Here is a 26398-nt window from a genome sequence, read left to right as displayed (position 1 = left end):
ATTCGGAGCCACGCGATGAACAAGCCCGCCGGAACCCTGGAAGCCGCCGCGATCCCTACCGGCGAGCGCCCCGGTTCGAAGAAGGTCTACCAGCCCGGCGTCCTCTGGCCCGACATCCGCGTGCCGTTCCGCGAGGTGGCCGTGCACCCGTCGGCGAAGGAGCCGGCGCTGACGCTGTACGACCCCTCGGGCCCCTACACCGACCCCGCGGTCCGCATCGATATCGACAAGGGCCTGCCCAAGACCCGCGAGCCATGGGTCGTCTCGCGCGGCGACGTGGAGATCGTGGAAAACCCCCGGGCGGTGAAGCCCGAAGACAACGGCTTCGCCAGGGGCGAGCACCTCGCGCCCAAGTTCGCTGCGCCTCGCCGGGTCTATCGCGCCCGCCCGGGCCAGACCGTCACCCAGCTCGAATACGCCCGGCGCGGGATCATCACGCCCGAGATGGAATACGTCGCCATCCGCGAGAACCTGCGGCGCCGGGAGACCGACGCCTTCATCCGTGACGGCGAGGACTTCGGCGCCTCCATCCCGGATTTCGTTACGCCCGAATTCGTCCGCGACGAGATCGCCCGCGGCCGCGCGATCATCCCGGCCAACATCAACCACACCGAGCTCGAGCCGATGATCATCGGCCGCAACTTCCTGGTGAAGATCAACGCCAACATCGGCAACTCGGCCGTCCTCAGCCACGTCTCGGACGAAGTGGACAAGATGGTCTGGGCCATCCGCTGCGGGGCTGACACGGTCATGGACCTGTCCACCGGCCGGAACATCCACAACATCCGCGACTGGATCGTCCGCAACAGCCCCGTGCCGATCGGCACCGTCCCGATCTACCAGGCGCTGGAGAAGGTGGGCGGGGTGGCCGAAGACCTGACCTGGGACGTCTTCCGCGACACTCTCATCGAACAGGCCGAGCAGGGCGTCGACTACTTCACCATCCACGCGGGCGTCCGACTGGCCTATGTCCCGCTGACCGCCAACCGTGTCACCGGGATCGTGTCGCGCGGCGGCTCGATCATGGCCAAGTGGTGCCTGGCGCACCACAAGGAGAACTTCCTCTACGAGCACTTCGAAGAGATCTGCGAGATCATGAAGGCGTATGACGTCTCGTTCTCGCTGGGGGACGGCTTGCGTCCCGGCTCCATTGCCGACGCCAACGATGCGGCGCAGTTCGGCGAGCTGGAGACCCTGGGCGAGCTCACCCAGATCGCGTGGAAGCACAATGTCCAGGTGATGATCGAAGGTCCCGGCCACGTGCCGATGCACAAGATCAAGGCCAACATGGACAAGCAGCTCGCGACGTGCGGCGAGGCGCCGTTCTACACGCTGGGCCCGCTCACCACCGACGTGGCTCCTGGCTACGACCACATCACCTCGGCCATCGGGGCCGCCATGATCGGCTGGTTCGGAACGGCGATGCTCTGCTACGTGACGCCCAAGGAGCACCTGGGCCTGCCGAACCGCGAGGACGTCAAGGTCGGCGTAATGACCTACAAGCTCGCCGCCCACGCCGCCGACCTCGCCAAGGGGCACCCCGCCGCCCGGGCCTGGGACGACGCCGTCTCCCGCGCCCGCTTCGAGTTCCGCTGGGAGGACCAGTTCAACCTCGGCATCGATCCCGAGACCGCCCGCGAGTACCACGACGAGAGCCTGCCGAAGGAGGCGTTCAAGTCCGCCCACTTCTGCTCGATGTGCGGCCCCAAGTTCTGCTCGATGAAGATCAGCCAGGACATACGTGAAGCGGCCCGCGGCCAGAACGACGTCGCGGCCGGCATGGACGAGATGTCGAAGAAATTCCGCGAGACGGGCGGCGAAATCCAGGTGCCGCTCGCACCCGCCGAATAGGGTTCCCATCTAGGCGAGCGTGAACACGCTCCGCCTGCTCAAGGTCCAGACGCCGGCGCTTCGTCTCGGAGCCCGGCGGTTCGGCGCCCACACCTTCGTGGCCGTGCAGGATCGGGCCGGCCGCATCGTCCGCGAGCTGCACGGCATCGCCCGCGGGCCGGGCGGCGCGCAGCTGCCGTTCGTGGGCGGGCTGGCGCCCTTCCGCCGCGAGGTGATCTGGGGCGAGGACTATCCTCACCGCACGGGCTTCTATGACGAGGCCCATCCGCAGGGGCCGCTGTTCGAAGGCCTGGAGGCGCAGGTGGCGGAGAAGCTGGCGGCCGCCGAGGCGGCGCGCGCCGCCGTCAACGCTCAGGCGATGCGTTATCCATGGCCGGCCGTCCGAGGGGGCAATTCCAACAGCTACTACGCGACCCTGCTTGCAGCGATGGGGCTGCAGGACGTCCGGCTGCCCGGCGAGTTGTGGGCGCCGGGGCTCGCGCGGCCGCTGCGCCTCAGGCCCGAATCACCACCATCGAGTTGTCGCGAAGCCGCTCCGGCGGCCGGTGCAGGGTGACGATCTCGTAGTTCAGGCTCGTCTTCTTCAAGTAGCCCAGGAGATCGACCATCATGTCGAAAGCCACGTCCTCAATGATGTAGAAGCCGCCGGGCTTCAGCCGTTGCAGCGAGTTTCGCAGTAGGGTGACCGCGGCCTTGGCCGTATGCAGGCCGTCGTCGATCATCAGATCGAACTTCACGTCGCCCACCTGCTCCCATAGCCGGGCGATCGCTTCTGGGTCGGTCTGGTCGCACTGGAAGGTGCGGATGCGTTCCTCGGTGAACAGGATGTCGCCGTCGATGTCGGCCCCCACGATCTCGGCGTTGGGGAAGTAGTCGCGCCACATACGAAGCGATGCGCCCGGCTTGCCGGCCACGCCCATGCTGGAGATCAGCTCGGGATTGTTGGTGCCAAGCCCGCATTCGAAGACGTTGCGCACGTACTCGCGGCAGTGGCCGAAGAAGCGCTCGTAGAAGTCGGCGTAGGTGTGCGGCGGCCACTTGAACGGACGGCCCTTCATGGAGAAGGAGCCCTTGTCGGTGCCGTAGGTCTCGCACAGCGAGGTCAGGTAGCTGTCGCGCTGGACGTTGTAGTGCACCCTGAAATGCCGGTCGAAGTTGTTCTCCAGCGTGTCGCCCACGGCCGAATGCAGCGTGACGCCGCGGACGTTCATCTTGATAAAATCGGCCATGGCCTGGGTGCTTCCTCGTCGGAGCGCGCAGGGTTAGCGCACTCGTCGCCGGCACGCCAACCGCAGATGTTTCCGGTCGCCGCCTGGCCCGCGCTTAGACCTTCACCGCGCCGGTCGAGAGCTTTTCGAAGACGGACTTGGTGATCTTGACGTAGCCCTTCCTGGGATCGTGGAAGAAGAGCGGGCCCTTGATCTTCGCCGGATCGTACGCGTCGGCGACAAGGTCCATCTTGCGCACCTTGAAGGTCCCCGTCGTGTCGATCGCCGGCAGGATGCGGACGAACAGGGGCTGGGCGTACGGCGGCAGCTCTCGGGCGACGTGCTCGCCCAGGAGCTTGATGTCGAACTCGGGACCGACGACGAGCGCCGCCATACCGGCGCGGCCGTCGGCGCCTTCGACGGCGACGCCGTAGACGGTGGCCTGAGCCACGCCCGGAGCGGCCTGCAGGCGCTCGGCCACCTCGTTGGTCGAGACGTTCTCGCCCTTCCAGCGGAAGGTGTCGCCGATGCGGTCGACGAAATAGAGGTAGCCGTCCGCGTCCATCCGCATCAGGTCGCCGGTGGCGAACCAGGCGTCGCCCTTCTGGAAGACGTCGCGGAGGACCTTCTTCTCGGAGGCTTGACGATCGAGGTAGCCGGAGAACTCGGCCCGGGCGTCACCGCCGATCTTGCCGATGCACTCGCCGATCTGGCCGGGTCCGCACTCGATGCAGAAGCCGTCGGCGCCGCGGACCACCTTCTCCTGTTCGACGTCGAACTGGACGAGGCGGATATTGAAGCGGCTGCGGAGCCACTTGGGAGCGCGGCCGATGGCGCCTTCGCGGCCGTCGAAGTTGAAGAGGCTGACGTTGCCTTCGGTGGAGCCGTAGAACTCGAGGATCTCGGGGATCCGGAAGCGCTGCTTCATCATCGGCCAGATGTCGGGACGCAGGCCGTTGCCGAAGGCCAGGCGGATCTTGTGCCGGGTCTCGTCGGGGACCTCCTCGTGGTTGACGAGGTAGCGGCAGAGCTCGCCGATGTAGACGAACATGGTGCAGCCCTCGGCGACCACCTCGGGCCAGAAGTGGGTCGCCGAAAATTTACGGCGTAAGACGATGGAGCCGCCGTTGAGCAGGGCCGCGCCCAGGGCGCAGAGGCCGCCGGTGGCGTGGTAGAGCGGCAGGGCGACGTAGATGCGGTCCGAGGCCTTGGCGCCCGTGGAGCCGGCGAAGCCGCGCATGTAGAGCTGGGCGCGCATGTGGGTGATGCGGGCGGCCTTGGGCATGCCGGTAGTGCCCGAGGTGAAGATGAGCAGGGCTGTGTCGCCGGCCCGCATGTCCTCGCGCACCGAGCGGTCAGGCGGCAGCTGGCTGCAGCTCTTGAGCGCCTGGACGAGGTCGCGCTGGTCGCCGTGGGCGGGGCCCAGCACCCACTGCTGGAGCGGCTTCTCGATCAGGCCCTTGGCCTGCTGGAAGACGGCCGAGGTCTCGGCGTCGACGATGACGTGGCCCGCGCCCGAGATGTTCAGGCAGTGGGCCAGCGGCAGGCCCGAGAGCTGGTTGTTGATCAGGGCGGTGACGACGCCGACCTTGGAGAGGCCGTACCAGACGGCGAAGTACTCCAGCCGGTTGGGCATGAAGAGCGCCACGGTCTGGCCGCGCCTGAGGTTCAGGCCCTTGGCCCAGTGGGCGTAGCGGTTGGCCATGGCGTCGAGCTCGCCATAGGTGACCGTCCGCCCCTCGAAGGTGATCGCGGGGCGGTCGCGCCAGGCCTCGACCGCGGCCTGCAGGTCGTCGCAGATGAGGTTCGGGCTCTCCTTCGAGATCGACTTCACCCGCTTCAGCGTCCGGGTCAGCCCGCGCAGGAAACGCAACTCGCGCTTGAGCCTGGCCTTAAGGCGCATCAATTCCTCCGACTAGACGTGGGGACGAGCTTGGAGAGGAGCCCCCCGAACGGTCAAGCGAGGGCGTGAGATGCGGATGGCCGCACCCCGTTCATAGACGATGTGCGCGGCGTCGATGCAACAGCCGGGGCGCACTGGGCGTTTTTCCGCGTCACGCCGCAATGTGGCGAATCATTGGCGCGTCCGGCCTTGGCCGCGTCAAGCATATACCCGCGGACTTCCGTCGTTCTGAGGAGGATCAACGGAAACCGCAGAAGAATACGGGAGATCTTGTCGACCGTATTCATGAACAACTCTTCGCCACTATTCCGCCACAGCCCAGCTTGGGCGGCCTCTCCTGGGAACCGTAGCCGCGTACCATCGTTTTGACTTCGCGACACTTTCTGGAGGGACTAGAATGTCCATGGACAACACCGGCTCGGGCTTCGGCCCGACGGGCAATGGGGCCCGCACGCCGGACGAAAACCCCGTCACCGACGCCCCGCTGATGGGCGCGACCCCGATCTGGGAAACCCGCGGCAAGAAGCGCCGCGGGGCGGGCCGCTCGAGCGCGGCCGCCGCCGCGCCGACGGCTCCGGTCGCCGCCGAGCCGCGCAGCTTCGAAGCGGATACGACGCTCGACCGTCCCATGACGACGAGCCCCATGACCGAGACGCGGCCGATGACCGATCCGACGCCGGATCGGCTGCACGAGCCGAGCATGGCCTCGGCCGCGGCGGTGACCGACCCGATGACCGGTCGCCCCGACCTGACCGCGCACGACGACATGACGGCGCGCGACGAGGACGCGGGCCTGGTGGCCCCGATCGGCCGCACCCGCACCGCGACCCCCGCCCGCAAGAGCGGCGCCCCGCTCGCGGCGATCGCCGCCGGCGTGGTGGCCCTGGGCGCGGTGGGCGCCGCCGGCTGGTACGCCACGCGCGGCGACGACGGCGTGGCCGAACTGACGCCGGGCGCCGACAGCCTGACGGTGGCCCAGGCCGACACCTCGACCCAGGCCCTGTCCACCGCTACGCCGCCCATGACCGGCGGCGGCGACCCGACCGCCGCGACCGGCGCGACGGCGGCGGCGACCACAGCTCCGGCCGCGACGCGGACCACCGCGCCGAGCGCGGCGAGCGAGCGCACGGCGAGCATCCGCACCGCGTCGCGGGCCCGTCCCGCCTCGGCGGCGGCGACCGGCGGCGCGAGCAGCGCCGCGGAACAGGGCATCGACGCCAGCGGCACGGCCAGCCTGCCGAGCGGTCCGCAGTCGTACTCGACGCTGAACCCCGGCGCCTCGACCGACACGGGCGGCACGGCCACGACGGGCGCCTCGGGCCTCACCACGGCGCCCTCGACGGTCGACCCGGCCCCGATGCCGAGCACGCCCCCGATCGTCTCGCCCCCGGCCGCCACGACGACCCAGCCGTCGCCCGCGCCGACCGAGACCGCGCCGTCCGGCGTGACGCCGCCGCAGTAACCTTCCGCGTTTCCGTTGGGGCCCCTCGCAAGAGGGGATCAGAGAGGGCGGCGCCCAGCCGGGCGCCGCCCTTTCCATGTCAGGGCTCGAAGCGGAGCGGGATGCGGATCTCGCCGCCGATGGTGGGCAGGCCCTCGTCGGTCCAGGTCGTCAGCCGGAACTTCGGGGCGAGCGACAGGGCCGCGGCGCCGACGCCCGCGCCCGCCGGGTCTTCGGCCGCCACCCGGCAATCGCCGACCGTGCCGGTGGGCTGGACGGTGCAGGCGAGCTGGACGCGCACCGGGGCCTTCAGGGCGAGCGGGAGCATGACGGCCTTCATGTCCTCGGCCGTGGGAAGCCCGGCCCACGACGGCTTGCCGACGACCTTGGGCCCCCCGCCCAGCATCGCCGGATCGAAGACGAACGGGAGGTGCACGGACAGGTTCTTGGCGAGCTTGCGGTCCTCGTCCGTGCGGAGCTCGAGGCGGAACTTGCCGGCCAGCGCCTTGGCGGCCGCGCCGAACCCCTCGCCCTTGGGCAGTTCGGAGATGACGTTGCAGCTCCGCAGCCGGCCTTCCGGCGACATGTTGCAGCCGACCGTGGCGCGTCCGGCGAGCGCCGCGCCGCGCGCCTTCTGCGGATAGGCGTCGACGACGTCGGCATAGGAGGGAGCCTCGATCCAGCCGAGTTCGGCGGGCGCGACGCGCCGGCCGGGCATGATGCTGGGCCGGACGAGCCCCGAGCCCGGGAAGGTGAAGTTGATCGGGATGCTCACCGACGACGGGGTGGGCTTTCCCTTGCGCATCGCAGGCTTCATCGTGAACTGCGGCGTGAGCGCAATCGCGGCGCCGCCGAAGCCCATGCCGGCCGGCTTGTCCCAGAGCGCGATGCAGTCGCTGAGGGTCCCGTGCACGGTCGCGGTGCAGGTGATGATGGCCTGGCCGTCCATGCCGCGGATCAGCGCCTCGCGCGGGAACACGGCGGCGAGATCCTCGGGCGACGGCTTCTTGCGCCAGTCGGGCGGGGTGTCGATCTCGTACCAGTCGTGGACGATCACGGCGCGTTCGGCCGGATAGCGCTTCATGTCGCGCCGGTAGAGCGGCGCGAGGCCCACGAGCGCCTTGCCGAAGCCCTGGCCCGACGGCGTCTCCAGCACCACGCGGCAGTCCTTGAGACGCCCGTCGGGCTCGACGGCGCAGCTCGCCGCGGCCTGGCCGCCGATCTCCTGCTTGCGGGCCGCCTCCGGCCAGGCGGCGTCGCCGGCCTCAGGGCTGGGCCGCTCGGCCCACAGCTCGGACGATGACGGATAGCTCTTGGCCGCGGCGGCCCCCGCGGCGGCCCAGGCGCACAGAAACAAGACGGACCGGATCGCACGCACCGGGGAGCCCTCCACACAAAGCCAGGTCAGAGGGGCACAGGGCGGACCGCCCGCGCAAGCTGCAATCCACGAGCGTGACCCGCGCCACGAGAGCATGGCAGCGGCCAAAAAAACGCCCGGCCTCCCTGGGGGGTAGCCGGGCGAGTACCGTTTCGACCCGACCATTTATGCAACCCCGAGTGGCAGAGTCTCTGCGTCCTGCCGTCTCACGGGAAAATACGGGGTCCGGCGCCGGGCCGCCGGCTCCGATGTGCGCTCCGGTCGCATCGCCTCGCGCGCCGTCATGCGGCATTCACGGGACCTGTCCAACCTGCCAGTCACGCGTCCCGGGGAGTTCCGCATGCCCGAACAGATCACCAAGCAGCTCGTGGCCGAATGGGCGTCGGCGGGCCTGGTGCTGCTCTCGGGCGCGACCGCGGGCCACTATGCGGCGGTCGGCATGAACCTGTTCCAGTGGGGCGGCGCGGCCGCAGCGGTCATCGGCTCGATCAGCGTCGCCGTCGCCGTGCGCATCTGGCCGGCCCCGCAGAAGGCCGAAGCCAAGGCCAAGGCCCGGGACTGATTTCCGGAAGGCCTGAGTCTCCGACTTCGGCGAGGCGACGATAGCCCTCAGGCCCTGACGGCCGCTTTAGGCTGTGATCTGCCCGTGAGCCGACGTTGAGATCGTCTGCGATGGGTGGAAAGGGGACGTTTAACGCCCTAGCTTAGCCATATGGGGAACGTCAGCATCTCGCTCGATCCCGCGGGCCAGGGTTGGGTCAATCTCACCTTGTCCATCGGCAGCCACAGCTTCGTCCTGGATGGGCTTAGCGATACGACGGACGTCTTCGGCGATCTGGTTCGTGCTGCAGTCCATATTGCTGCCGGCGGGTTCGATGCCCAGGCGCGCTTCGACTGCGAACCCGTGGAACTCCGCTTGATGCTGGAGCGGCGCTGGGAGGGCGTGCCCCAACAGCAGGTATTCAGGGTCCGGGTCTTCGAATTTGCCGACTACTACGCGGACAGCCCGCTTGAGACGGGTGAGGAGCTCTTCTGTGTTGCCTGCGATCCGGTGGCGTTTGCAGGCGCCGTGCGCCTCGCTGCAGCGCGGCTCCTGGCGGACGTAGACGCTGAGGGCCACCTGGATTGGTGGGGTCTGCCGTTTCCCTTCCGCGCGTTCTCTGCTCTCGAAGCAGCCCTCGCTGAGCGCCGGCCCGAGGTCCGTTAAAGGTCGGACGGCGACGCTCGACGGTTTGTGGCGCGCCCGCTAGCTTGCCCGCATGCCCAAGCTTGTAAGGTACCTCGTGACCGGCGTGGTAGCGGGCCTCTTGTTCTTCGCCGCGCTCATCGCCTTGATACTCGGCGGCTTGCGAGAGCCTTACGTCTCGATCCTCGTTCTCGGTGGCGGAGCCGCAGTTTTCGTGACCGCGTACCTTCGAGCTTCGCGCGCTCGCCGAGGTCACGACGGCGACGCTTAGGGTGAAGGCCTTGAGGGTCGGAAGCCGAAACGGACTTAGGCGCGTTTCCCCACATTGCAGGCCTGGGCGAGGGTTGAACGAGCCTCCCGATCTCCGCATTGGCCCTGCCCAGCCTGAATCCGCCTGCGTTTCTGGGTGGCCGGGACGGGCCCGGCCATGACGGTGGCGGGGAGGGTTGAGGCGCGTTCCCGAGGGCTCCGCGAGCCCTGACAGATCACCGGGCGGGCGGAGCCTAGCGGATGGCGACGGGGTTCACGACCACCTGGACCGTGCCGGCGAACCGCGGCTGAGCCAGGACGAGGAGGAACTCCTGGGCCCCGTCGGCGACCAGTTCGTCGGTGCGGATGTTCTCCAGCACGTGGACGCCGCGCCTGGCCAGCAGCAGCTGGTGCACGGGAAAGGGTCGCTGCGGGTCCACGTAGGGCAGGGGCTCGAGGGCGATGGTGTCGGCGCCGATGGCGACCACCCCCTGGTCCGCCAGCCAGGCGGCGCCGTCTTCGGCGAGGCCGGGTTCGCTCCGGGAATAGAGCGCCTTGTCGGTCTTCAGCATCTGCATCCAGCCCGTGTGGAGCAGAACGACGTCGCCCTTGCCGACCCGTACGCCCTGGGCCTTCATCGCCGCCTCCAGGTCCTTGCGGCCGAAGGCCTGGCCCGCCTCGAGGCGCGGCTTGCCGAAGTGGCGGGCCATGTCGATCAGCACGCCGCGGGTCACGATGGGAGGGCGGTCGGCGAAGTCGAGCTTGGTGAAGCCGCCGGGCTGGTTGAGGTCCTCGCCCTTCAGCCCATTGTAGTAGGTGTGGTCGATGCCGAGATGGCCGAAGCCGTCCATCTGGGTGCCGATCCCCATGCTGGTGGTCACCTTCTCGTCGTGCGCGGTCACCTTGTTCGCGCCGACCGGGGCGGCGGGCCGGCCGGGAGGCGGCGTGATCTCCACGGTGTACTTCCGGCTCCCGTACGCGGGCGCATCCGCGCTGGTGGGAATGGCGAGCGAGTAGACCTTGCCGGTCTTCACGAGGCCTGCGGCCTTGCGGACGCCTTCGGGCGAGAGGTTGTTCAGGGCGCCCAAGGTGTCGTCCGGTCCCCAGGGCGAGGGCTGCGCCTGGGCGGCGAGCGGCAGGGCCAAGGCGAGGCAAAGGGCGGCGGTTCGTAGCATGGTCTCTCTCCCTGCGGCTGAAGCCGCCTGGCGACAGTGCTAATCAGCCCGCGAATGTCGCTCAAGCGACCGCTGAGCCGACGCGACGCGCCCTCCCGCCCGGATCGATCCCAAAGCGCCGGGCGGGGCGCCCTGCGCCCCCGGCGTCCGCCTGCGCCTGTGGGTGCCGGGACCAGCCCGGCCGAGACGGTGGGTGGCAGACGTTCATGTCTTGTTCTTGACTCGCGCGCATTTGTGGGAGAGTTGGGGCAGCGTGAGGCTCTGCGCCCAAGGCCGGCCCGCGTCTCTTTCCGAGGACATCGCGATCATGGACACGAACCTGCCGGCGCGCGCGCCGGAGCAGGCGCGGACGCGCGCCTATGTGCGCTACGCGAAGGCGCTCATCGACGGACTGCTGAAGCGGATCGCGCAGGGCGAGAGCCTCGCCGCCATCTGCCGGGAGCCGGGGATGCCGTCGCGCAACACGGTGATGCGCTGGGCCCGCGAGCGGCCGACGATCCGGCGGGCGATCGACCGGGCGCGGGCGGCGGCGGGGCAGTTCGGCACGGGCGGGCGCAGCACCTATTGCCCCGTGACGGCGCAGGAGATCTTCCGGCGGGTGTCGGAGGGCGAGAGCCTGAGCTCGGTGTGCCGCGACCCGGCGATGCCGGCGATGTCGACGGTGACGCTGTGGCGCCAGCGGCGGCCGGACTTCGACGACGCCATGCTGCTGGCTCGCGAGACCCAGGCCGAACGGCTGTGCGACACCGGCTGGGACATGGCGCTGGGGGCGGACCCCGAGACCGCCTACGTGACCGAGGTGCGCCTGCGGCAACTGCGCTGGATGACGGCGATGATGGCGCCCCGGCGGTTCGGCCGGTTCAAGGCCCAGGAGGCGCCCGGCCGGCCCGAGATGCCGGCGGTGGGGATCAAGGTGTTCCGGCTGGAGACGCGCCGGTCCGACGGGTGGATGCGGATGGTCACCTTCGCGCCGGACCCGGAGACCAACCAGCCCGAGCGGGTGGACGAAGGCCCGTGGAAGTCGCCGCTGCCGGGGGTGGAGGCGGACTGGGAGGTGGAGGGGTAGCTAGCCCGCCGCTTCCGGGGCGGTGCGGGCCGGGCGGGGCAGGCCGGGGAGGCGCAGGCGCAGCAGGACGCGGAGCATCGGCTTCTCGATCCAGCGATGGGCGGCGAGGCCGGCCAGGGTGGACAGGCCGCAGCCCAGGACCATGACCGTGAGGAACTGGGGCCAGCCGGTGAGCGGCAGCTTGCGCGCCTGCCAGACCACCATGGCCAGGATCAGGGTGTGGAAGAGGTAGATGGCGTAGCTGGCGTCGCCGAGGGCCTCGAGAACCTTCGGGCGGCGGGCGCGCAGGGCGGGCTCGAACGCCAGCGTCCCGGCCACGAGGGCCGCGCTGGAGGCCACGACCCAGACCTTGGGAAGATCGACGAGCGGGGTGGCGTGGACGGCGAGGCCCACGGCGCCGGCGATGGCGAGCGGCCAGGCGCGCGCGAAGCTGATCTTGGTGTGGGCCCAGGCGATCCAGACGCCGGCCAGGAAGGCCAGCAGGATCGGGCCGGTGAAGGCGTGCAGCACGGCGCCCGGCGGATCGAACAGGAAGCCCGCCGTGACCAGGGCCACGATCGCCACGGTGGTGACCGGTACGACGCGCCGGACGGCGAGACCCAGGGCGAAGAGCAGGTAGAAGCCCATCTCGAAGGTGAGCGTCCAGCCGGGCACCAGCACCGGCCAGACGGTATTGGCGTGCATCGGGCTCTCGTGCGGGATCATGCCCAGCGACAGCCAGAGGTGGCCGGCGTCGGGCGTCGGCAGGTCGCGGAAGGCGAGCCAGGCCGCCCAGGTCAGGGTGGCGATCCAGTAGAGCGGGGCGATGCGCACCACGCGGCGGCGCATGAACTCGGCCGGCGCCTCGGTGCGTGCGGCGGCGTACATGATGAAGCCGCTGATCACGAAGAAGATGTCGACGCCGGTGGTGAGATTCCAGCCGACCATCGGGTCGAACATCCACGGCCGCGGGTTGCGGGCATGGTGGACCAGCACCATCAGGCAGGCGATCGCCCGCAGGACCTGGATCGAGACGAGCGTGCCCGAAGAGGCCTTGGGACGGTCCTGAGGAGTTGCGGCGGCCGCGGCGTGCATCGAATCCCCCATAGCACGGCCGCGGCGACATCACAGGCCCGTGATGTCGCAAGCGGGCCGGGCGGGGTCAGTTCCGGTAGCGGTTGGCGAGCCTTTGGACATCCTGGGGGCTGAGCCCGGGCGGCCAGGCGAACTGCATGCGCCAGCGCATCCGCGAGCAGGCCGGGCAGTTCCAGCCCACCTTGCGGGCGGCGTCGACGAGGCGGGTGGCGTAGCCGCCGGCGCGCAACTCCCTGAGCCGGTCGATGACGCGCTCGGGATTGTAGTGCTTCGACCAGGAACAGGCGCCGCAGCACAGCAGCAGGCGGCAGCCGGGGTAGCGGCGGAAGTCCCCGACGCTGGTCTCGGCGGAGGCGGGAATGGGGGTGAACTTCCAGGCGGGGTGGGACGGGATCGACGGGGGCATGGCGAATCGAACAAAAGCAGAACCCATCAACGTTCGCCACCATCGCTGGGTTGCGCGTCGCGCTGCGCCCGCGCCAAAGGTGCGACGCCCGCCGGCCCTCTGTTCGTTCGCCGCACTGCCAGCGGGCGCGAACCGGCCTATATCTGTCGCATGCTGGACAACCAGGCGCCGCTGAAGGGCGCCGCGCTCATCAAGGACGAGGTCAAGCGGCTGCCTGACCGGCCCGGCGTCTATCGCATGATCGGCGAGGACGGCGAGGTGCTGTACGTCGGCAAGGCGCGCTCGCTGAAGAAGCGGGTGCTGCAGTACGCCCAAGGGCGGTTCCACACCCAGCGCATCGCCCACATGGTCGACCTGACGCGGTCGATGGAGTTCGTCACCACGCGGACCGAGACGGATGCGCTGCTGCTCGAGATCAACCTGATCAAGCAGCTGAAGCCGCGCTTCAACGTGCTGCTGCGCGACGACAAGAGCTTCCCCGAGATCGTCATCCGGCGCGACCACGCGGCGCCGCAGCTTCGCAAGCACCGGGGCGCGCATTCGATCAGGGGCGACTACTTCGGGCCGTTCGCCAGCGCCTGGGCGGTGAACCGGACGCTCAACACGCTGCAGAAGGCGTTCCTGCTGCGCTCGTGCTCGGACAGCGTGTACGAGACGCGCACGCGGCCCTGCATGCTGCACCAGATCCGCCGCTGCTCGGCGCCCTGCACCGGGCTGATCAGCCTGGAGGACTACAACGGCCTGGTGGACGAGGCGGGGGCCTTCCTGCGCGGCAAGAGCCGGGCGGTGATGGCGCGCATGGCCAGCGAGATGCAGGCGGCCTCCGAGGACCTGGAATTCGAGCGGGCGGCGCGCCTGCGCGACCGCATCCGGGCGCTGGCGTCGGTCGCCCAGGAGCAGCAGATCAATCCCGAGACGGTGGACGAGGCCGACGTCTTCGCCCTGCACGCCGAGGGCGGCCAGGCGTGCGTGCAGGTGTTCTTCTTCCGCGGCGGTCAGAACTGGGGCAACCGCGCCTACTTCCCGCGCGTGGACCGCTCGGACGAGGACGCCGAGGTGATGAGCGCCTTCCTCGGCCAGTTCTACGACGACAAGCCGATCCCCCGGCTGATCCTGGTCAACCTGCTGCCGTCGGAGTGCGAGCTGCTGTCCGAGGCCCTGGCCCAGAAGGCGGAGCGGCGGGTGGAGATCAGCCAGCCGCAGCGGGGCGAGAAGCGGCAGCTGGTGCAGCACGCGCTCACCAACGCCCGCGAGGCGCTGGGGCGGAAGATGGCCGAGAGTTCGGCGCAGTCGAAGCTGCTGGACGGGGTGTGCGAGGCCTTCGGGCTGGAGGCGCGGCCCGAGCGTATCGAGGTCTACGACAACAGCCACATCATGGGCACCAATGCGGTGGGCGGGATGATCGTGGCCGGCCCCGAGGGCTTCCAGAAGAGCCAGTACCGCAAGTTCAACATCAAGGGATCGGACATCACGCCCGGCGACGACTTCGGGATGATGAAGGAGGTGCTGCGCCGCCGCTTCGGCCGCCTGGTGAAGGAAGAGGAGGAGGGCGCCGAGGCCATCCGCCCGGACCTGGTGCTGATCGACGGCGGCCAGGGGCAGGTCTCGGCGGTGATGGAGATCATGGCCGACCTGGGCGTCGACGATATCCCGGTGGTCGGCGTGGCCAAGGGGCCCGACCGGGACGCAGGGCTTGAGCGGTTCTACATCCCCGGCAAGCCGTACTTCATGCTCGAGCCGAAGAGCCCGGTGCTCTACTACCTGCAGCGCCTGCGCGACGAGGCGCACCGCTTCGCCATCGGCAGCCACCGCACGCGCCGCTCGATGGACCTGAAGAAGAACCCGCTGGACGAGATCGACGGCGTGGGGCCGGGGCGCAAGCGGGCGCTGCTGCACACCTTCGGATCGGCGAGGGGCGTCAGCCGGGCCTCGGTGGCGGACCTGGCCAAGGTGGAGGGCGTGTCGGAGGCGCTGGCGCAGCGGATCTACGACCACTTCCACAAGGCCTAGGTTTTACGGCTAAGCTCGCGGGAACGAACCAGCTCACCGGGCGCTCGATTCTGCCATGAAAGCTCTGCCGAACATCCTGACGTCGCTACGCCTCGTGATGGCGCTCTTCATGTTCGTGGCGCTGGCCGCGGCGGTGGGCGGCATCCCCTACGTGTCCGAGCGGCTGGACGCCCCGCAACAGTTCGCCCTGCAGCGGTGGGCGGTGATCGCCTTCGTCGTCGCGGCGATCACGGACTTCTTCGATGGCTGGCTGGCGCGCAAGCTGGACGCCACCAGCGTCTGGGGCGCCATCCTCGACCCGATCGGCGACAAGGTGCTGGTCTGCGGCGCGGTGCTGGGCCTGCTGGCGGCGGGCGACCAGAAGGCCTGGGTGGCTCTGCCGGCCGGCCTCATCCTGTTCCGCGAATTCACCGTCAGCGCCCTGCGCGAGGTGGGGGCCGGCAAGGGCGTGAAGCTGCCGGTCACCCTGCTCGCCAAGTGGAAGACCACGCTGCAGCTGGTGGCGCTGTCGATGGAGCTGATCGTGCTCGCCTGGGGGGCGTTCAGCCTGCCGGAGGACACGGGCGTGCGGGGCGGATTCGCCGCCGTCGCTCATGGCCTCTTCTGGCTGGCCGCGGTGGTCACGCTGATCACCGGCGCCCAGTACTGGGAGCAGACGCGGAAGGCGCTGACCTAGGCCTGGGCCTTGTTCAGCTGGGCCTCGCGCCAGGCGATCTCCTTCTGGATGATCTCCTCGCTGGCGATGCCGGCGAAGTCCTCGGGCTCGAAGAACGGGCGGATGTCGAGCTCGCCCTCCTGGAACGGCGCCTTCTTTAGCCAGGCGACGGCGTCGTCGAGGTCCTTGACCTGCCAGATCCAGTAGCCGGCGATCAGTTCCTTGGTTTCGGTGAAGGGCCCGTCGAGGACCACCGGGCTGGGCCCGTCGAAGCTGACGCGGACACTCCTGCTCATAGGGTGCAGCCCGGCGCCGTCGACCATCACGCCGGCGGCGATCAGTTCGTCGTTGTAGCGGTCCATCTCGGCCAGCATCTCGGGCGAGGGCATCTTGCCGGCTTCGCTGTCGGGGTTGGCCTTCACGATCACCATGACGCGCATTGTCCGTCTCCTGCTTGGGTCCCTACGACCTTATGCCTCGAGGACGAACCGGGCGCGCCGATCCCGACAATGGCGGCTCAGCACTCCGCGAGATTGACGGCGAGGCCGCCCAGCGAGGTCTCCTTGTAGATGGCGCTCATGTCCTCGCCGGTGCGCTTCATGGTGGCGATGACCTTGTCGAGGCTGACGGTGTGCTGGCCATCGCCGAGGAGCGCGAGGCGGGCGGCGTCGATCGCCTTCACCGCGCCCATGGCGTTGCGCTCGATGCACGGGATCTGGACGAGGCCGCCGATGGGGTCGCAGGTGAGGCCGAGGTTGTGCTCCATGGCGATCTCGGCGGCGTTTTCAATCTGGGCGTTGGTGGCGCCGAGCGCGGCGGCGAGGCCCGCAGCCGCCATCGAGCAGGCGACGCCCACCTCGCCCTGGCAGCCCACCTCGGCGCCCGAGATCGAGGCGCGGGTCTTGTAGAGCGCCCCGATGGCGGCGGCCGTGAGCAGGAACGTCCGCCGGCCCTTGGGCGTGCCCTGGTGGAAGCGGTCGTAGTAGCGGAGCACGGCGGGCAGCAGGCCGGCGGCGCCGTTGGTGGGGGCGGTGACGACGCGGCCGCCGGCGGCGTTCTCCTCGTTCACGGCGAGCGCCCAGAGGTTCACCCAGTCGAGGGCGGCGAGCGGATCGGCGATGCGGCGGTCCGCGTCCTCGACGAGGGCGCGCCAGACCTGGTTGGCGCGGCGCTGGACGTTCAGCCCGCCCGGCAGGATGCCCTCGGCGCGCATGCCCCGGTCGATGCAGGCGTACATCGCCTGGGCGATCTCCTCGACGCCGGCCTCCACCTCTTCCTGCGAGCGGCGGACCTTCTCGTTGGCCAGCATCAGCTCGGCGATGGTCAGGCCCGCCGCCTCGGCCATCTCCAGGAGTTCGGCGCCGGAGGTGAAAGGATAGGGCGTCGGCAGGGCGCGGTCGGGGGCGGCGTTGGCGGCCATCTCGCCCTCGTCGCGGACGAAGCCGCCGCCGATGGAGAAGTAGGTCCGCTCGCCCAGCAGTAGGCCCTGGTCGTCGTACGCGGCGAAGCGGAGCGCATTGGGGTGCTGGGGGAGGCGCGTGCGGCCCTCCCACAGGAGGTCGCGCGCCTCGTCGAAGCCGATTTCACGGCGGCCGGCGAGCGGCAGGCGGCCGGTTTCCCGGATGCGGGCGAGCGCCTGGTCGGCAAGGTCCGGATCCATCGTGCGCGGCTCGAAGCCGGCCAGGCCCAGGATCACCGCCCGGTCCGTGGCGTGGCCGCGGCCGGTCAGCGCCAGCGAGGCGTAGAGCGCGGCCTCGACGCGGGCGACGCGGTCCGCCGCCTCGCCGAGCCAGGCGAGGAAGCGGCAGGCTGCGGTCATCGGGCCCATGGTGTGCGAACTGGAGGGGCCGACCCCCAGCTTGAAGAGGTCGAAGACGCTGACTTGCATTTGAAAACCGTCATCCCGGCCAACGGAGCGGTGTGAGCCGCGGAGGCCGAGCCGGGACCCAGAAGCCGTGCGCGCCGCCCTGGGTCCCGGATCGACCCTGCGGGTCGTCCGGGATGACGCCCTTTTCCTTAGCTCATGGGGTTCGGCGGCGGGGCGGGTTCCGGCAGGGGGATGAACTCGTCGTGGTCGGCGTCAGGGAGCTTCATGCGGCCCGCCTTCCAGTCGGCCTTGGCCTGTTCGAGGCGGTCCTTGGACGAAGACACGAAGTTCCACTCGATGAAGCGCGGGCCGATGGGCTCGCCGCCCAGCAGCATGACCATGGCGGGCGTCACGGCGGTGAAGAGCACCGGCTGGCCGGGTTCGAACACCAGCATCTGGCCGGCCTGGAACTGGCGGCCGTCCACCTCGACGACGCCCTGGGCGACATAAGCCGCACGCTCGGGATACTCGGCCGGAAGCTGCGCCTGGGCGCCGGCGTCCAGCCGCCAGTGGACGTAGAACATCGGCGAGTGGGTCTTCACATTGGCCTTGGCTCCGAAGGCTTCGCCAGCGATCAGGCGGGCCCACAGGCCGTTCGCCTCATGGGTCGGCAGGTCGCCCGCCTCGTGGTGGGCGAAGGCGGGGTCGACCTCCTCGAACTCGACGGGGAGCGCACACCAGGCCTGGATGCCGTGCATCTTTCCGCCCTCGGCGCGCAGGGTCTCGAAACGCTCGGAGTGGGTGATGCCCGAGCCGGCGGTCATCCAGTTGACCTCGCCCGGATGGATGCGCTGGGTGACGCCCACGCTGTCGCGATGGGTGATCTCGCCGTCGAAGAGATAGGTGACGGTCGAGAGGCCGATGTGCGGGTGAGGGCGGACGTCCACAGTGCGCGGGAAGCCGGGCGCGAACTCCACCGGGCCCATGTGGTCGAAGAAGATGAAGGGGCCCACGGTGCGGCGCCTGGCGAAGGGCAGCACGCGGCCGACCTCGAAGCCGCCGAGGTCCTTCCGCCGCTGGTCGATGACGAGCTCGATCATGTTTCCTCCTTTGCCTCCCACGCAAGGCGGGGGAGGGGGACGCGCCCCGCAGAGGGCGTGGGGGAGGGGGCGAGGTCAAGCGCCGCGTTTGCGGCCGCCCCTTCCACCACCCGCTCTCCGGCGGGCGGTCCCTCTTCCCCGTGAACGGGGAAGGTAAAAGCTACCCCTGGGCGCTGACGTAGGGGCTGACGAGGCCGAGGGGGGCGGCGGTGGTGTGCTTCACCGAGCGGATGACGATCCGGCTCTCGATGTTGGAAACGAGGCCCAGCGACAGGATCTTCTCGCGCAGGAAGTCGTCGAAGGCGTGCATGTCACGCGTGACGATGCGCAGCTCATAGTCGGCGGCGCCGGTGACGGTGGCGCACTGGACGACCTCGGAGAGCTTGGCGATCGCCGCCTCGAAGGCGTCGAGGTTTTCCTTGGTCGGCAGCGACAGCTTCACGGTGCAATAGACCTCGAAGCCCAGGCCGAGCTTGTCCCGGTCGAGGATGGTGACGCGACGCTGGATGACGCCCGCATCCTCCAGGCGCTTGATGCGGCGCCAGCAGGGGGATGAGGACAGTCCCACCCGATCGGCGATCTCAGCGACCGACAGGCCGGCGTCGTGCTGGATGAGATCCAGAATCTTGGCATCCACGGCGTCGAGGGCCTCAGACAACTTTTCCTCCTTCTCCCGGCGGTCGATGGCGTCGTTCTTGCCCCGGAACCCCAAGGGCGGGGCATGCTTTTGGTAAGCAATTCCTCGGAACCTATATGATCTTGCAGGGCTGGAGGAAGGCCCGAAAGGAATAAAATTGCGATGCGGCACCTGGATGTGACGCTCGACGACAAATTTCTGCTCACCGAGGGTCGAGTTTTCATCACCGGGGTGCAGACCCTGCTGCGCGTGATGATCGACCAGCATCGGCTGGACCAGGCCGCGGGCCTGAACACGGCGGGATTCGTGTCGGGCTACCGCGGTTCGCCGCTCGGCGGGCTGGACCAGCAGGCCGCGCGCGCCGCCAAGCACCTGAAGGCGGCCGAGGTCACCTTCAAGGAAGGGCTCAACGAAGACCTGGCGGCGACCGCCGTCTGGGGCTCGCAACAGGCCAACCTGTTCCCGGGCGCGCGCTACGACGGCGTTTTCGGCATGTGGTACGGCAAGGCCCCGGGCGTGGACCGCACGGGCGACGCCTTCAAGCATGCCAATTTCGCAGGCGTCTGGCCGAAGGGCGGCGTGCTGGCGGTGGCCGGCGACGATCACTCGTGCAAGTCCTCGACCCTGCCGTCGCAGTCGGAATACGCCTTCCAGGACTTCGAAATGCCGGTGCTTTCGCCGGCGGACGTGCAGGAAGTCCTCGATTACGGCCTGCTGGGCTATGCCATGTCGCGCTTTTCGGGCCTGTGGGTGGGCCTGATCGCGCTGGCCGACACCATGGACTCGGGCGCGACGATCGACGTCGGCTTGGACCGGCACAGGTTCGTCCTGCCGGAGAACTTCCGTATCCCGACCGGCGGCCTGGGCATCCGCCTGAAGGACCAGCCGCTGGACAAGGAGCGCCGGCTCCGCACCCAGAAGATCCCCGCCGCTCTGGCGTTCGCCCGCGCCAACCGCATCGACCGCGTCATGCTGGGCGGCAGCCGCCCCAGGCTCGGCATCGTCTGCCAGGGGCAGGCCTACAAGGACGTCATCGAGGCCTTCGCCGCCATGGGCATCAGCCCGGCCGAAGCGCAGTCGCTGGGGGTCGCGATCTACAAGGTCGGCATGCCCTGGCCGCTGGAGCCGCAGGGGCTGCGGGCGTTCGCCGCCGGCCTCGAAACCCTGATGGTCATTGAGCACAAGCGTCCGCTGATCGAGACCCAGGCCCGCGCGGCCCTCTATGACCTGCCTGCGCACGCGCGCCCGAGGATCATCGGCAAGACCGACGAGAACGGCGGCCCCTTGCTGTCGGAACTGGTGTCCCTGTCGGTGGCCGAGATCGCGCTGGCGATCGCCGACCGCCTGCCCGCCGGCCCGCACATGGACCGGGTGCACGACTACCTGAGCCGGGTGTCGGCCGCCTCGATGGCGGCGGTGACCCTGTCGAGCGACCAGCAGCGCAAGCCGTTCTTCTGCTCGGGCTGCCCGCACAATTCATCGACGCGCCTGCCTGAAGGCAGCCGCGCGCTCGCCGGCATCGGCTGCCACTACATGGCCAGCTTCAACGATCCGTCGACGGACCTGACCAGCCACATGGGCGGCGAGGGCCTGACCTGGGTGGGCGCTGCGCCCTTCACCGAGGAGAAGCACGTCTTCGTCAACCTGGGCGACGGGACGTACAACCATTCGGGCTCTCTGGCGATCCGGGCCTCGGTCGCGGCCAGGTCCAACATCACCTACAAGCTGCTGTTCAACGACGCCGTCGCCATGACCGGCGGGCAACAGGCTGAGAGCGGCTTCACCGTGCCGCAGATCACCCGCCAGCTCGCCTCGGAAGGGGTGAAGAAGGTGGTGGTCGTGGCCGCCGAGCCGGAACGCTACGAGGGCGTCCGCGACCTGGCGCCCGGCGTGGAGGTGTTCCCGCGCACCGACCTGATGAAGGTGCAGCGCGAGCTTCGCGAGACGCCCGGCACGACGGTGCTGATCTACGACCAGGTCTGCGCCACCGAGAAGCGCCGCCGGCGCAAGCGCGGCAAGATGGCCGCCGCCCCGCGCCGGGTGATGATCAATCCGCTGGTCTGCGAAGGCTGTGGCGACTGCTCGCGCACCAGCCACTGCGTGTCGGTGGAGCCGCTGAACACCGAGTTCGGCCGCAAGCGGAAGATCAACCAGTCGACTTGCAACCAGGACTATTCGTGCCTGGACGGCTTCTGCCCGTCGTTCATCACCCTGGAGGGCGCCGAGAACGCGCACCGGGAGACGATGGCGGCGCTGACGGCGGACTCGACGCCGCTGCCGACCTTCGAAGAATTCACCGGCGTGAAGAACATCGTCTTCACCGGGGTGGGCGGAACGGGCGTGACGACCGTGGCCTCGATCCTGGCCATGGCCGCCCACGTCGACGGCCGCTCGGCCAGCGTGGTGGACATGACGGGCCTCGCCCAGAAGGGCGGGGCGGTGTTCAGCCACGTGCGCATCGGCGAAAGCGAAGAGACGACGATCGGCGGCCGGGTGCCGGCGGCTTCGGCCCACGTCCTGATCGCCTGCGACATCCTGGTGGCGGCCGGCGCGGACGCGCTGTCGCTCTACGCCAAGGATCGCACCGTGGCGGTGGGCAACGCCGACTTCTCGCCGACGGCGGACTTCATCACCGACCGCGACGTGCGTTTCGACGCCGACGCCCAGGCCCGCCGCATCGCCGCAGCGGTGAAGAGCTATGACGCGGCCCCGGCGCAGCACCTGGCCGAGACCAACCTCGGCGACGCCATCTACGCCAACATGATCATGCTGGGCTTCGCCTGGCAGAAGGGCGTGATCCCGGTGTCGAGCCGGGCGCTGTACCGCGCCATCCGGCTGAACGGGGTGCAGGCGGAAGAGAACCTGCAGGCGTTCGAGCTGGGCCGGAAGGCGGCGTTCGATCCCGCGAGCCGCGGTCCGCGCGAGGACGACGTGGCGACCCCCGAGACCATGCCGCTCGACGCGCTGATCGCACACCGCGCGGGCGAGCTCGAGACGTACCAGAACAAGGCCTACGCCCAGCGCTACCTGGACCGGGTGCGCAAGGTGCAGACGGCCGAGCGGTCGCTGGGCTCCGAGGCGCTGACGCGGGCGGTCGCGATCAGCCTCTACAAGCTGATGGCCTACAAGGACGAGTACGAGGTCGCCCGACTGCACTCGGACGGCCGCTTCGCCGCCTACAAGGCCGAGACCTTCAAGGGCGGGCGGGCGAAGGTGTGGCTGGCGCCGCCGCTGCTGGCCCGCAAGGGGCGCGACGGGAGGCCGAAGAAGATGGCCTTCCCGGGATGGACGCTGGACGTGGCCTTCCCGGTGCTGGCGAGCCTCAAGGGCCTGCGCGGCACGCCCCTCGACGTGTTCGGCCATACCGCCGAGCGCAAGATGGAGCGCGGGCTGATCACGGACTTCGAGGGTCAGGTCGACCGTCTCGTCGAGGGCCTGTCGAAGGATCGGCTGGCCACGGCGGTGAAGATCGCCGCCGTGCCGCAACAGATCCGCGGCTTCGGCCACGTGAAGGACGCTTCCGTCGGCCCGGCCAAGGCCGAGGCCAAGCGGCTGTGGGCGCAGTGGGAGAAGGCCGACGCCCGGGAGACCGTGACGGCCTAGGCCGTCGGGGCCGGCGCGAGCGACGCGGGGCGCCTCAACGAGGTGCGGTGGAGTCGCGTTGCGAGCCTGTACATTCGGTACGTGGCCCGACGTGGGGCGGGGCTTGGACGCTCCGCTCTCGGGATCAGGGCGCGAACACCTCGATCGCCCGGGGCAGGACGCCCAGCTCCAGCGGCGTCTCGGTGACGATGTCGCCATCGACGTTCACGGGCATGGGGCGGTCGGTGCGGAGGGTCATCGCCCGCGCGGTGGCGGTGCGGACCTCGTCCCAGCGGGCGTGGCGGCCGCGGCGGAACAGGGGCGCGAGGAGCGCGACCTTCCAGAGGCTGCCCGGCTCCAGCGAGTAGAGCATGAGCCGGCCGTCGTCGATCTCGGCGTCCTCGCGCACGGCCACGCCGCCGCCGTGGTAGCGGCCGTTGCCGATGGCGACCTGGTAGCTGCGCGTGTGGAGGACGCCGTCGCCGCCCTCGCCATGGGCTTCGATCTCGGCGTGGAACTGGCGGGCGCGGAGCAGCACCCGGGCGGCGGCGGCGGCGTAGGCGAAGCGGCCCAGCGCACGCTTCTCGCCGTCCTGCAGGCTGCGGGCGATGTCGGCGGCGAGGCCGACGCTGGCGACGTTGAAGAAAGGCCGGCCGTTGGCGGTCCCCAGGTCGATGCGGCGGGTCTTGCCCGCGGCGATGATCCCGGCGGCGCGCAGCGGATCGGCCGGGATCGCCAGGGTGCGGGCGAGGTCGTTGGCGGTGCCGAGCGGCAGGACGCCCAGCGGCTTCTTCGCCTCAATCAGCGCCGGCGCGGCGCCCGCCAGGGTTCCGTCGCCGCCGGCCACGATGATGGCGTCGGCGCTCTGGCCCTCGCGTCGTATGGCCTCGCAACAGGCTTCGACGGAGGCGGTGGGGTTGTCGCGGACCGCGACGCCGGCGTCCGCCAGCCGCGCGATCACCGGCGCCAGCCAGTCGGCCGGCTTCCCGCCGTTGCGGACGAGGAGGGCTGTGCGCGTCACCGGATGCTGAACGGCTCAGCCCGCGAAAAGGCTCGGCTAGAGCCCCTTCGCCGCTTCACGGACGCTGTTCAGGAAGGCCGTGCGGGCCATCGAGCGCTCGCGCTTGGTGGCCTCGGGCCAGGCGGCGTTCAGCACGATGACGATGCGGTCCTCGGGGAAGACCGTGACCGACTGGCCGAAGATGCCGCGGCCTTCGAAGGCGCCGGAGACCGGCATCCACCAGAAGTAACCGTAGCCGCGTTCGGGCGCGCCGTTCTTGATCTGGGGCGAGGTGGCCCGGGCCACGAACTCGGGCGGGACGACCTGCTTGCCCGCCGCCTTGCCGCCATCGAGGATGAACTGGCCCAGGCGGCCGTAGTCGCGGAGCGTCATCGAGATGCAGCAGCCGCCGCGCTCATGGCCGGCGAGGTCGGTGACCCAGACGGCGTCGCGCTCCATGCCGTAGGGCTTCCAGATCTTCTCCGAGGCGTACGCCGACAGGCTCTTGCCGACGGCGTTGGAGACCAGGATGCCGACGAGATCGGTCTCGCCGGTGTTGTAGGTGAACTTCGTGCCCGGCTCGTTGGCGCGGGGCAGCTTGCGCATGTAGCTGACCAGCGGATTGACGCCCGGCTCGACGATCGCCGTGCCGGCCCGGGCCACATCGGAGTTGGGGTCGGTGTAATCCTCGTTCCACTTGACGCCCGAGCTCATCATCAGGAGCTGGCGGACCGTGACGCCGTCGTAGCCGGAGCCCTTGAGCTCGGGGATGTAGTCGGTGACGAGGGCGTCCTCGCCCTTGATCTTGCCGTCGGCGATGGCGGCGCCGACCAGGGTCGAGGTCACCGACTTGGCGACCGAGAAGCTGGTCCAGCGATCCTGCGGCTTGCGGTCGAGGCCGTAGCGTTCGGCGACGATCTTGCCGTCCTTGATGACCAGGAAGCCGGAGACGTCGTTCTGCGCCATGTAGGCGTCGGAGAGCGCGTCGGGGAGCTGCTTGGCGGCCTTGGGCAGGGGATGGACCTTGCCGCCCGCCTTGATGGTGTTGACGCGGTAGGCGGTCTCGATGGCCGGGTACCAGGCCTTCTGCTGCTCGGGGCTCCACTGCAGGATGGAGGGGACGCCGGGCTTGACCGCCTGCTGGGCGGCAGCCGGCGCGGCGAGAAGGGCGGCCGCGGCGGCGGCGAGCAGCAGATGACGCATGGTGTTTCCCCCGAAGTTATGGACCGTAAGGTAGAGGCTGCGCCGACAAAGAGAAGCCCTCGGAAAGGGGGGCGGGGACGGACGGCGGGACATCGGGGCAGAGCCGCCGCCCGTCCCCCTGGCTACGCCGCGAGGCGGGCAGCCAGTTCGGGGTGCGGCAGGGCGGCGGCGCGTTCGGCTTCGAGGGCGCGCTTCAGGGCTTGGTCGCCCGAGCGGCCGGCGGCGGCGATCAGGGTCAGGTCGATGACGTCGCGCTGGGCGTGGCTGCCGCCGAAGCGGGCCGACCGGTTGCGAACGCCGCGGAGCAGCTCGCAGGTGCGGGCGTGGTCGCCTTGGGCGAAGGCGAGGTAGGCCTGGCAGAGCGGCTTGCCGACCTCGCGGGCGAAGTAGGCGTTGTCGCCGGGGCCGGAGATCGCCGCGTCCTGGGCCTCGACCACGGCGCGCGCCTCGTCCATCCGGCCGGCCTTGGCGTGGGCCATGACCGCGTGGCTGTCGACGAAGGCCGATGCGCCGAAGGGCTCGGTGGCGAAGGTGTCCGAAACGACGGTCCAGCGGTCGCCGACGTCCACGCCCAGCATGTCCAGGCGCCAGAGCAGGGCTGCGGCGTCCAGCATGTCGAAGGCGCGGTTGGACGGCTGGCCGAAGATCGGGCCGTCGAACAGGCGCAGCACCTCGTCGGTTTCGCCCAAGCCCAGATGGAAGAGCGCCAGGTGCCACCAGTTGTGCACGGCGAGCGTGCTCTCCGGCTGCCAGGCGGTGTTCTCGCGGGTCATCCAGGCGACGCCCTCGGGGCGGCGGTCCTGCATCTCCAGCACGTGGGCGACGCCGTGCTGGGCCCAGTTGTTGGTCGGCTCCAGTGCGACGGCGGCGCGGCCGGCGGCCTCGGCCTGGGCGTAGAGGCCCGTCTCCTCGTAGCCGAACGACAGCATGCCGAGGACGGCGTGGCGGTCGGGCATGCCCTCCGACCAGGCCGGCAGCGCCCGCGTGATCCGGTCGCGGAGCATGCGGGAATCCCCCAGCAGGAAGTCGAAGGTCTGGCCGGCCTGCAGGGCCAGCACGTCGCGGGGGCAGGCGACGGAGACGTCCTCCAGGATCCTCGCGGCGCCCCGCACCTCGCCCGCCAGCAGGCTGCCGATCGCGGCCAAGTGGCCAAGCTCGCGGCTGTTGGCGTTGAGGTCCTTGGCGGCTTCGAAGGCGGCGACGCCCTGCATGGCGGTCGCGGTGTTCTCGCCGATGAGCGTCATATAGGCCTTCAGCACGTGCGCCATCACGAACCGCGGGCTGTCGGCGATCGCCTCGTCGAGCGGGGCCATGCCGTCGCCGTAGAAGCAGTAGTAGGCGTGCAGCGCCTGTTGGAATTTTTCAGCCGCAAACGCGCTGGCGCCGGACAATTCCAGCCCGTGGTGGTCCCTGACCGACATCTTTCATTCTCCTCGCTTTGGGGCGGTGAGGGGTATTTCTTTCGGC

General features: G+C 69.8%; 22 protein-coding genes. 9 read left to right on the top strand and 13 right to left on the bottom strand.

Annotated features, from left to right (window positions below; genetic code table 11):
* Positions 1-15 precede the first annotated feature (15 nt).
* Together thiC and ACO2Q0_RS17270 are read left to right on the top strand one after the other, a co-directional pair.
* Complete coding sequence (thiC, locus tag ACO2Q0_RS17275) at positions 16-1851, top strand: phosphomethylpyrimidine synthase ThiC (protein WP_423352762.1); 1836 nt, start codon at positions 16-18, stop codon at positions 1849-1851.
* Between the two features lie 19 nt (positions 1852-1870).
* Positions 1871-2407: a hypothetical protein gene (locus ACO2Q0_RS17270; RefSeq protein ID WP_423352761.1), complete on the top strand. Its 537-nt coding sequence runs from the start codon at positions 1871-1873 to the stop codon at positions 2405-2407.
* Here ACO2Q0_RS17270 and ACO2Q0_RS17265 read toward each other — a convergent pair.
* Entirely contained in the window at positions 2346-3080 is a 735-nt protein-coding gene (locus ACO2Q0_RS17265; RefSeq protein ID WP_423352760.1) for a hypothetical protein, read from the bottom strand. The two genes, ACO2Q0_RS17270 and ACO2Q0_RS17265, sit on opposite strands and share 62 nt — an antisense overlap.
* A gap of 94 nt (positions 3081-3174) precedes the next feature.
* Positions 3175-4962 carry a long-chain-acyl-CoA synthetase gene (locus ACO2Q0_RS17260; protein WP_423352759.1) on the bottom strand — a complete coding sequence of 596 codons (1788 nt, stop codon included), beginning with the start codon at positions 4960-4962 and terminating at the stop codon, positions 3175-3177.
* Between the two features lie 397 nt (positions 4963-5359).
* On the opposite strand from ACO2Q0_RS17260, the gene ACO2Q0_RS17255 reads away from it, so the two are divergent.
* Positions 5360-6424, top strand: coding sequence for a hypothetical protein (locus tag ACO2Q0_RS17255; protein WP_423352758.1), 1065 nt, complete (start codon positions 5360-5362; stop codon positions 6422-6424).
* Between the two features lie 79 nt (positions 6425-6503).
* On the opposite strand, the gene ACO2Q0_RS17250 is transcribed toward ACO2Q0_RS17255, so the two are convergent.
* Complete coding sequence (locus tag ACO2Q0_RS17250) at positions 6504-7760, bottom strand: energy transducer TonB (RefSeq protein ID WP_423352757.1); 1257 nt, start codon at positions 7758-7760, stop codon at positions 6504-6506.
* A gap of 361 nt (positions 7761-8121) precedes the next feature.
* Between ACO2Q0_RS17250 and ACO2Q0_RS17245 the strand changes: the two genes are divergently transcribed.
* Together ACO2Q0_RS17245 and ACO2Q0_RS17240 are read left to right on the top strand one after the other, a co-directional pair.
* On the top strand, positions 8122-8343 hold the full coding sequence (locus tag ACO2Q0_RS17245; RefSeq protein WP_423352756.1) for a hypothetical protein: 222 nt from the start codon (positions 8122-8124) through the stop codon (positions 8341-8343).
* A 150-nt stretch (positions 8344-8493) separates the two neighbouring features.
* Positions 8494-8988, top strand: a complete 495-nt coding sequence (locus tag ACO2Q0_RS17240; protein ID WP_423352755.1) for a hypothetical protein — start codon at positions 8494-8496, stop codon at positions 8986-8988.
* A 482-nt stretch (positions 8989-9470) separates the two neighbouring features.
* On the opposite strand, the gene ACO2Q0_RS17235 is transcribed toward ACO2Q0_RS17240, so the two are convergent.
* Positions 9471-10391 carry a cyclase family protein gene (locus ACO2Q0_RS17235; protein ID WP_423352754.1) on the bottom strand — a complete coding sequence of 307 codons (921 nt, stop codon included), beginning with the start codon at positions 10389-10391 and terminating at the stop codon, positions 9471-9473.
* Positions 10392-10644: 253 nt separating this feature from the next.
* Between ACO2Q0_RS17235 and ACO2Q0_RS17230 the strand changes: the two genes are divergently transcribed.
* Positions 10645-11457: a hypothetical protein gene (locus tag ACO2Q0_RS17230; RefSeq protein ID WP_423352753.1), complete on the top strand. Its 813-nt coding sequence runs from the start codon at positions 10645-10647 to the stop codon at positions 11455-11457.
* Here the strand turns inward: ACO2Q0_RS17230 and ACO2Q0_RS17225 are convergent, their stop codons facing one another.
* Together ACO2Q0_RS17225 and ACO2Q0_RS17220 are read right to left on the bottom strand one after the other, a co-directional pair.
* Entirely contained in the window at positions 11458-12531 is a 1074-nt protein-coding gene (locus ACO2Q0_RS17225) for an acyltransferase family protein (protein ID WP_423352752.1), read from the bottom strand.
* 67 nt (positions 12532-12598) lie between these two features.
* The gene (locus tag ACO2Q0_RS17220; RefSeq protein ID WP_423352751.1) at positions 12599-12937 is read right to left on the bottom strand and encodes a hypothetical protein; all 339 of its coding nucleotides are present in this window, start codon (positions 12935-12937) and stop codon (positions 12599-12601) included.
* Between the two features lie 150 nt (positions 12938-13087).
* Between ACO2Q0_RS17220 and uvrC the strand changes: the two genes are divergently transcribed.
* Together uvrC and pgsA are read left to right on the top strand one after the other, a co-directional pair.
* A complete protein-coding gene (gene uvrC / locus ACO2Q0_RS17215) occupies positions 13088-14947 on the top strand; it encodes an excinuclease ABC subunit UvrC (RefSeq protein ID WP_423352750.1) in 1860 nt (619 codons plus the stop codon).
* Between the two features lie 55 nt (positions 14948-15002).
* The gene (gene pgsA / locus ACO2Q0_RS17210) at positions 15003-15623 is read left to right on the top strand and encodes a CDP-diacylglycerol--glycerol-3-phosphate 3-phosphatidyltransferase (RefSeq protein WP_423352749.1); all 621 of its coding nucleotides are present in this window, start codon (positions 15003-15005) and stop codon (positions 15621-15623) included.
* Here the strand turns inward: pgsA and ACO2Q0_RS17205 are convergent.
* The 4 genes from ACO2Q0_RS17205 to ACO2Q0_RS17190 form a co-directional block, all read right to left on the bottom strand.
* On the bottom strand, positions 15620-16042 hold the full coding sequence (locus tag ACO2Q0_RS17205) for a YciI family protein (RefSeq protein ID WP_423352748.1): 423 nt from the start codon (positions 16040-16042) through the stop codon (positions 15620-15622). The two genes, pgsA and ACO2Q0_RS17205, sit on opposite strands and share 4 nt — an antisense overlap.
* Positions 16043-16119: 77 nt before the next feature.
* Positions 16120-17490 (bottom strand): L-serine ammonia-lyase, encoded by a 1371-nt coding sequence (locus ACO2Q0_RS17200; protein WP_423352747.1) that lies wholly within the window; start codon positions 17488-17490, stop codon positions 16120-16122.
* Positions 17491-17618: 128 nt separating this feature from the next.
* Positions 17619-18509 (bottom strand): pirin family protein, encoded by an 891-nt coding sequence (locus ACO2Q0_RS17195; protein ID WP_423352746.1) that lies wholly within the window; start codon positions 18507-18509, stop codon positions 17619-17621.
* A 160-nt stretch (positions 18510-18669) separates the two neighbouring features.
* Positions 18670-19167 carry an Lrp/AsnC family transcriptional regulator gene (locus ACO2Q0_RS17190; RefSeq protein WP_423352745.1) on the bottom strand — a complete coding sequence of 166 codons (498 nt, stop codon included), beginning with the start codon at positions 19165-19167 and terminating at the stop codon, positions 18670-18672.
* Positions 19168-19308: 141 nt separating this feature from the next.
* On the opposite strand from ACO2Q0_RS17190, the gene ACO2Q0_RS17185 reads away from it, so the two are divergent.
* Positions 19309-22749 carry an indolepyruvate ferredoxin oxidoreductase family protein gene (locus tag ACO2Q0_RS17185; protein WP_423352744.1) on the top strand — a complete coding sequence of 1147 codons (3441 nt, stop codon included), beginning with the start codon at positions 19309-19311 and terminating at the stop codon, positions 22747-22749.
* A gap of 124 nt (positions 22750-22873) precedes the next feature.
* Here the strand turns inward: ACO2Q0_RS17185 and ACO2Q0_RS17180 are convergent, their stop codons facing one another.
* The 3 genes from ACO2Q0_RS17180 to ACO2Q0_RS17170 all read right to left on the bottom strand — a co-directional run bounded on the left by ACO2Q0_RS17180 (position 22874) and on the right by ACO2Q0_RS17170 (position 26352).
* The gene (locus ACO2Q0_RS17180) at positions 22874-23749 is read right to left on the bottom strand and encodes a lipid kinase (RefSeq protein ID WP_423352743.1); all 876 of its coding nucleotides are present in this window, start codon (positions 23747-23749) and stop codon (positions 22874-22876) included.
* Between the two features lie 36 nt (positions 23750-23785).
* A complete protein-coding gene (locus tag ACO2Q0_RS17175; protein ID WP_423352742.1) occupies positions 23786-24931 on the bottom strand; it encodes a serine hydrolase domain-containing protein in 1146 nt (381 codons plus the stop codon).
* Positions 24932-25053: 122 nt separating this feature from the next.
* Positions 25054-26352: a tetratricopeptide repeat protein gene (locus ACO2Q0_RS17170; protein ID WP_423352741.1), complete on the bottom strand. Its 1299-nt coding sequence runs from the start codon at positions 26350-26352 to the stop codon at positions 25054-25056.
* Between the last annotated feature and the right edge of the window lie 46 nt (positions 26353-26398).

The sequence above is a fragment of the Phenylobacterium sp. VNQ135 genome, assembly GCF_049445735.1.
Taxonomy (GTDB): Bacteria; Pseudomonadota; Alphaproteobacteria; order Caulobacterales; family Caulobacteraceae; genus Phenylobacterium.
Note: the sequence above shows the minus strand (reverse complement) of the source record. Positions and strands in the feature narration are given on the sequence as shown.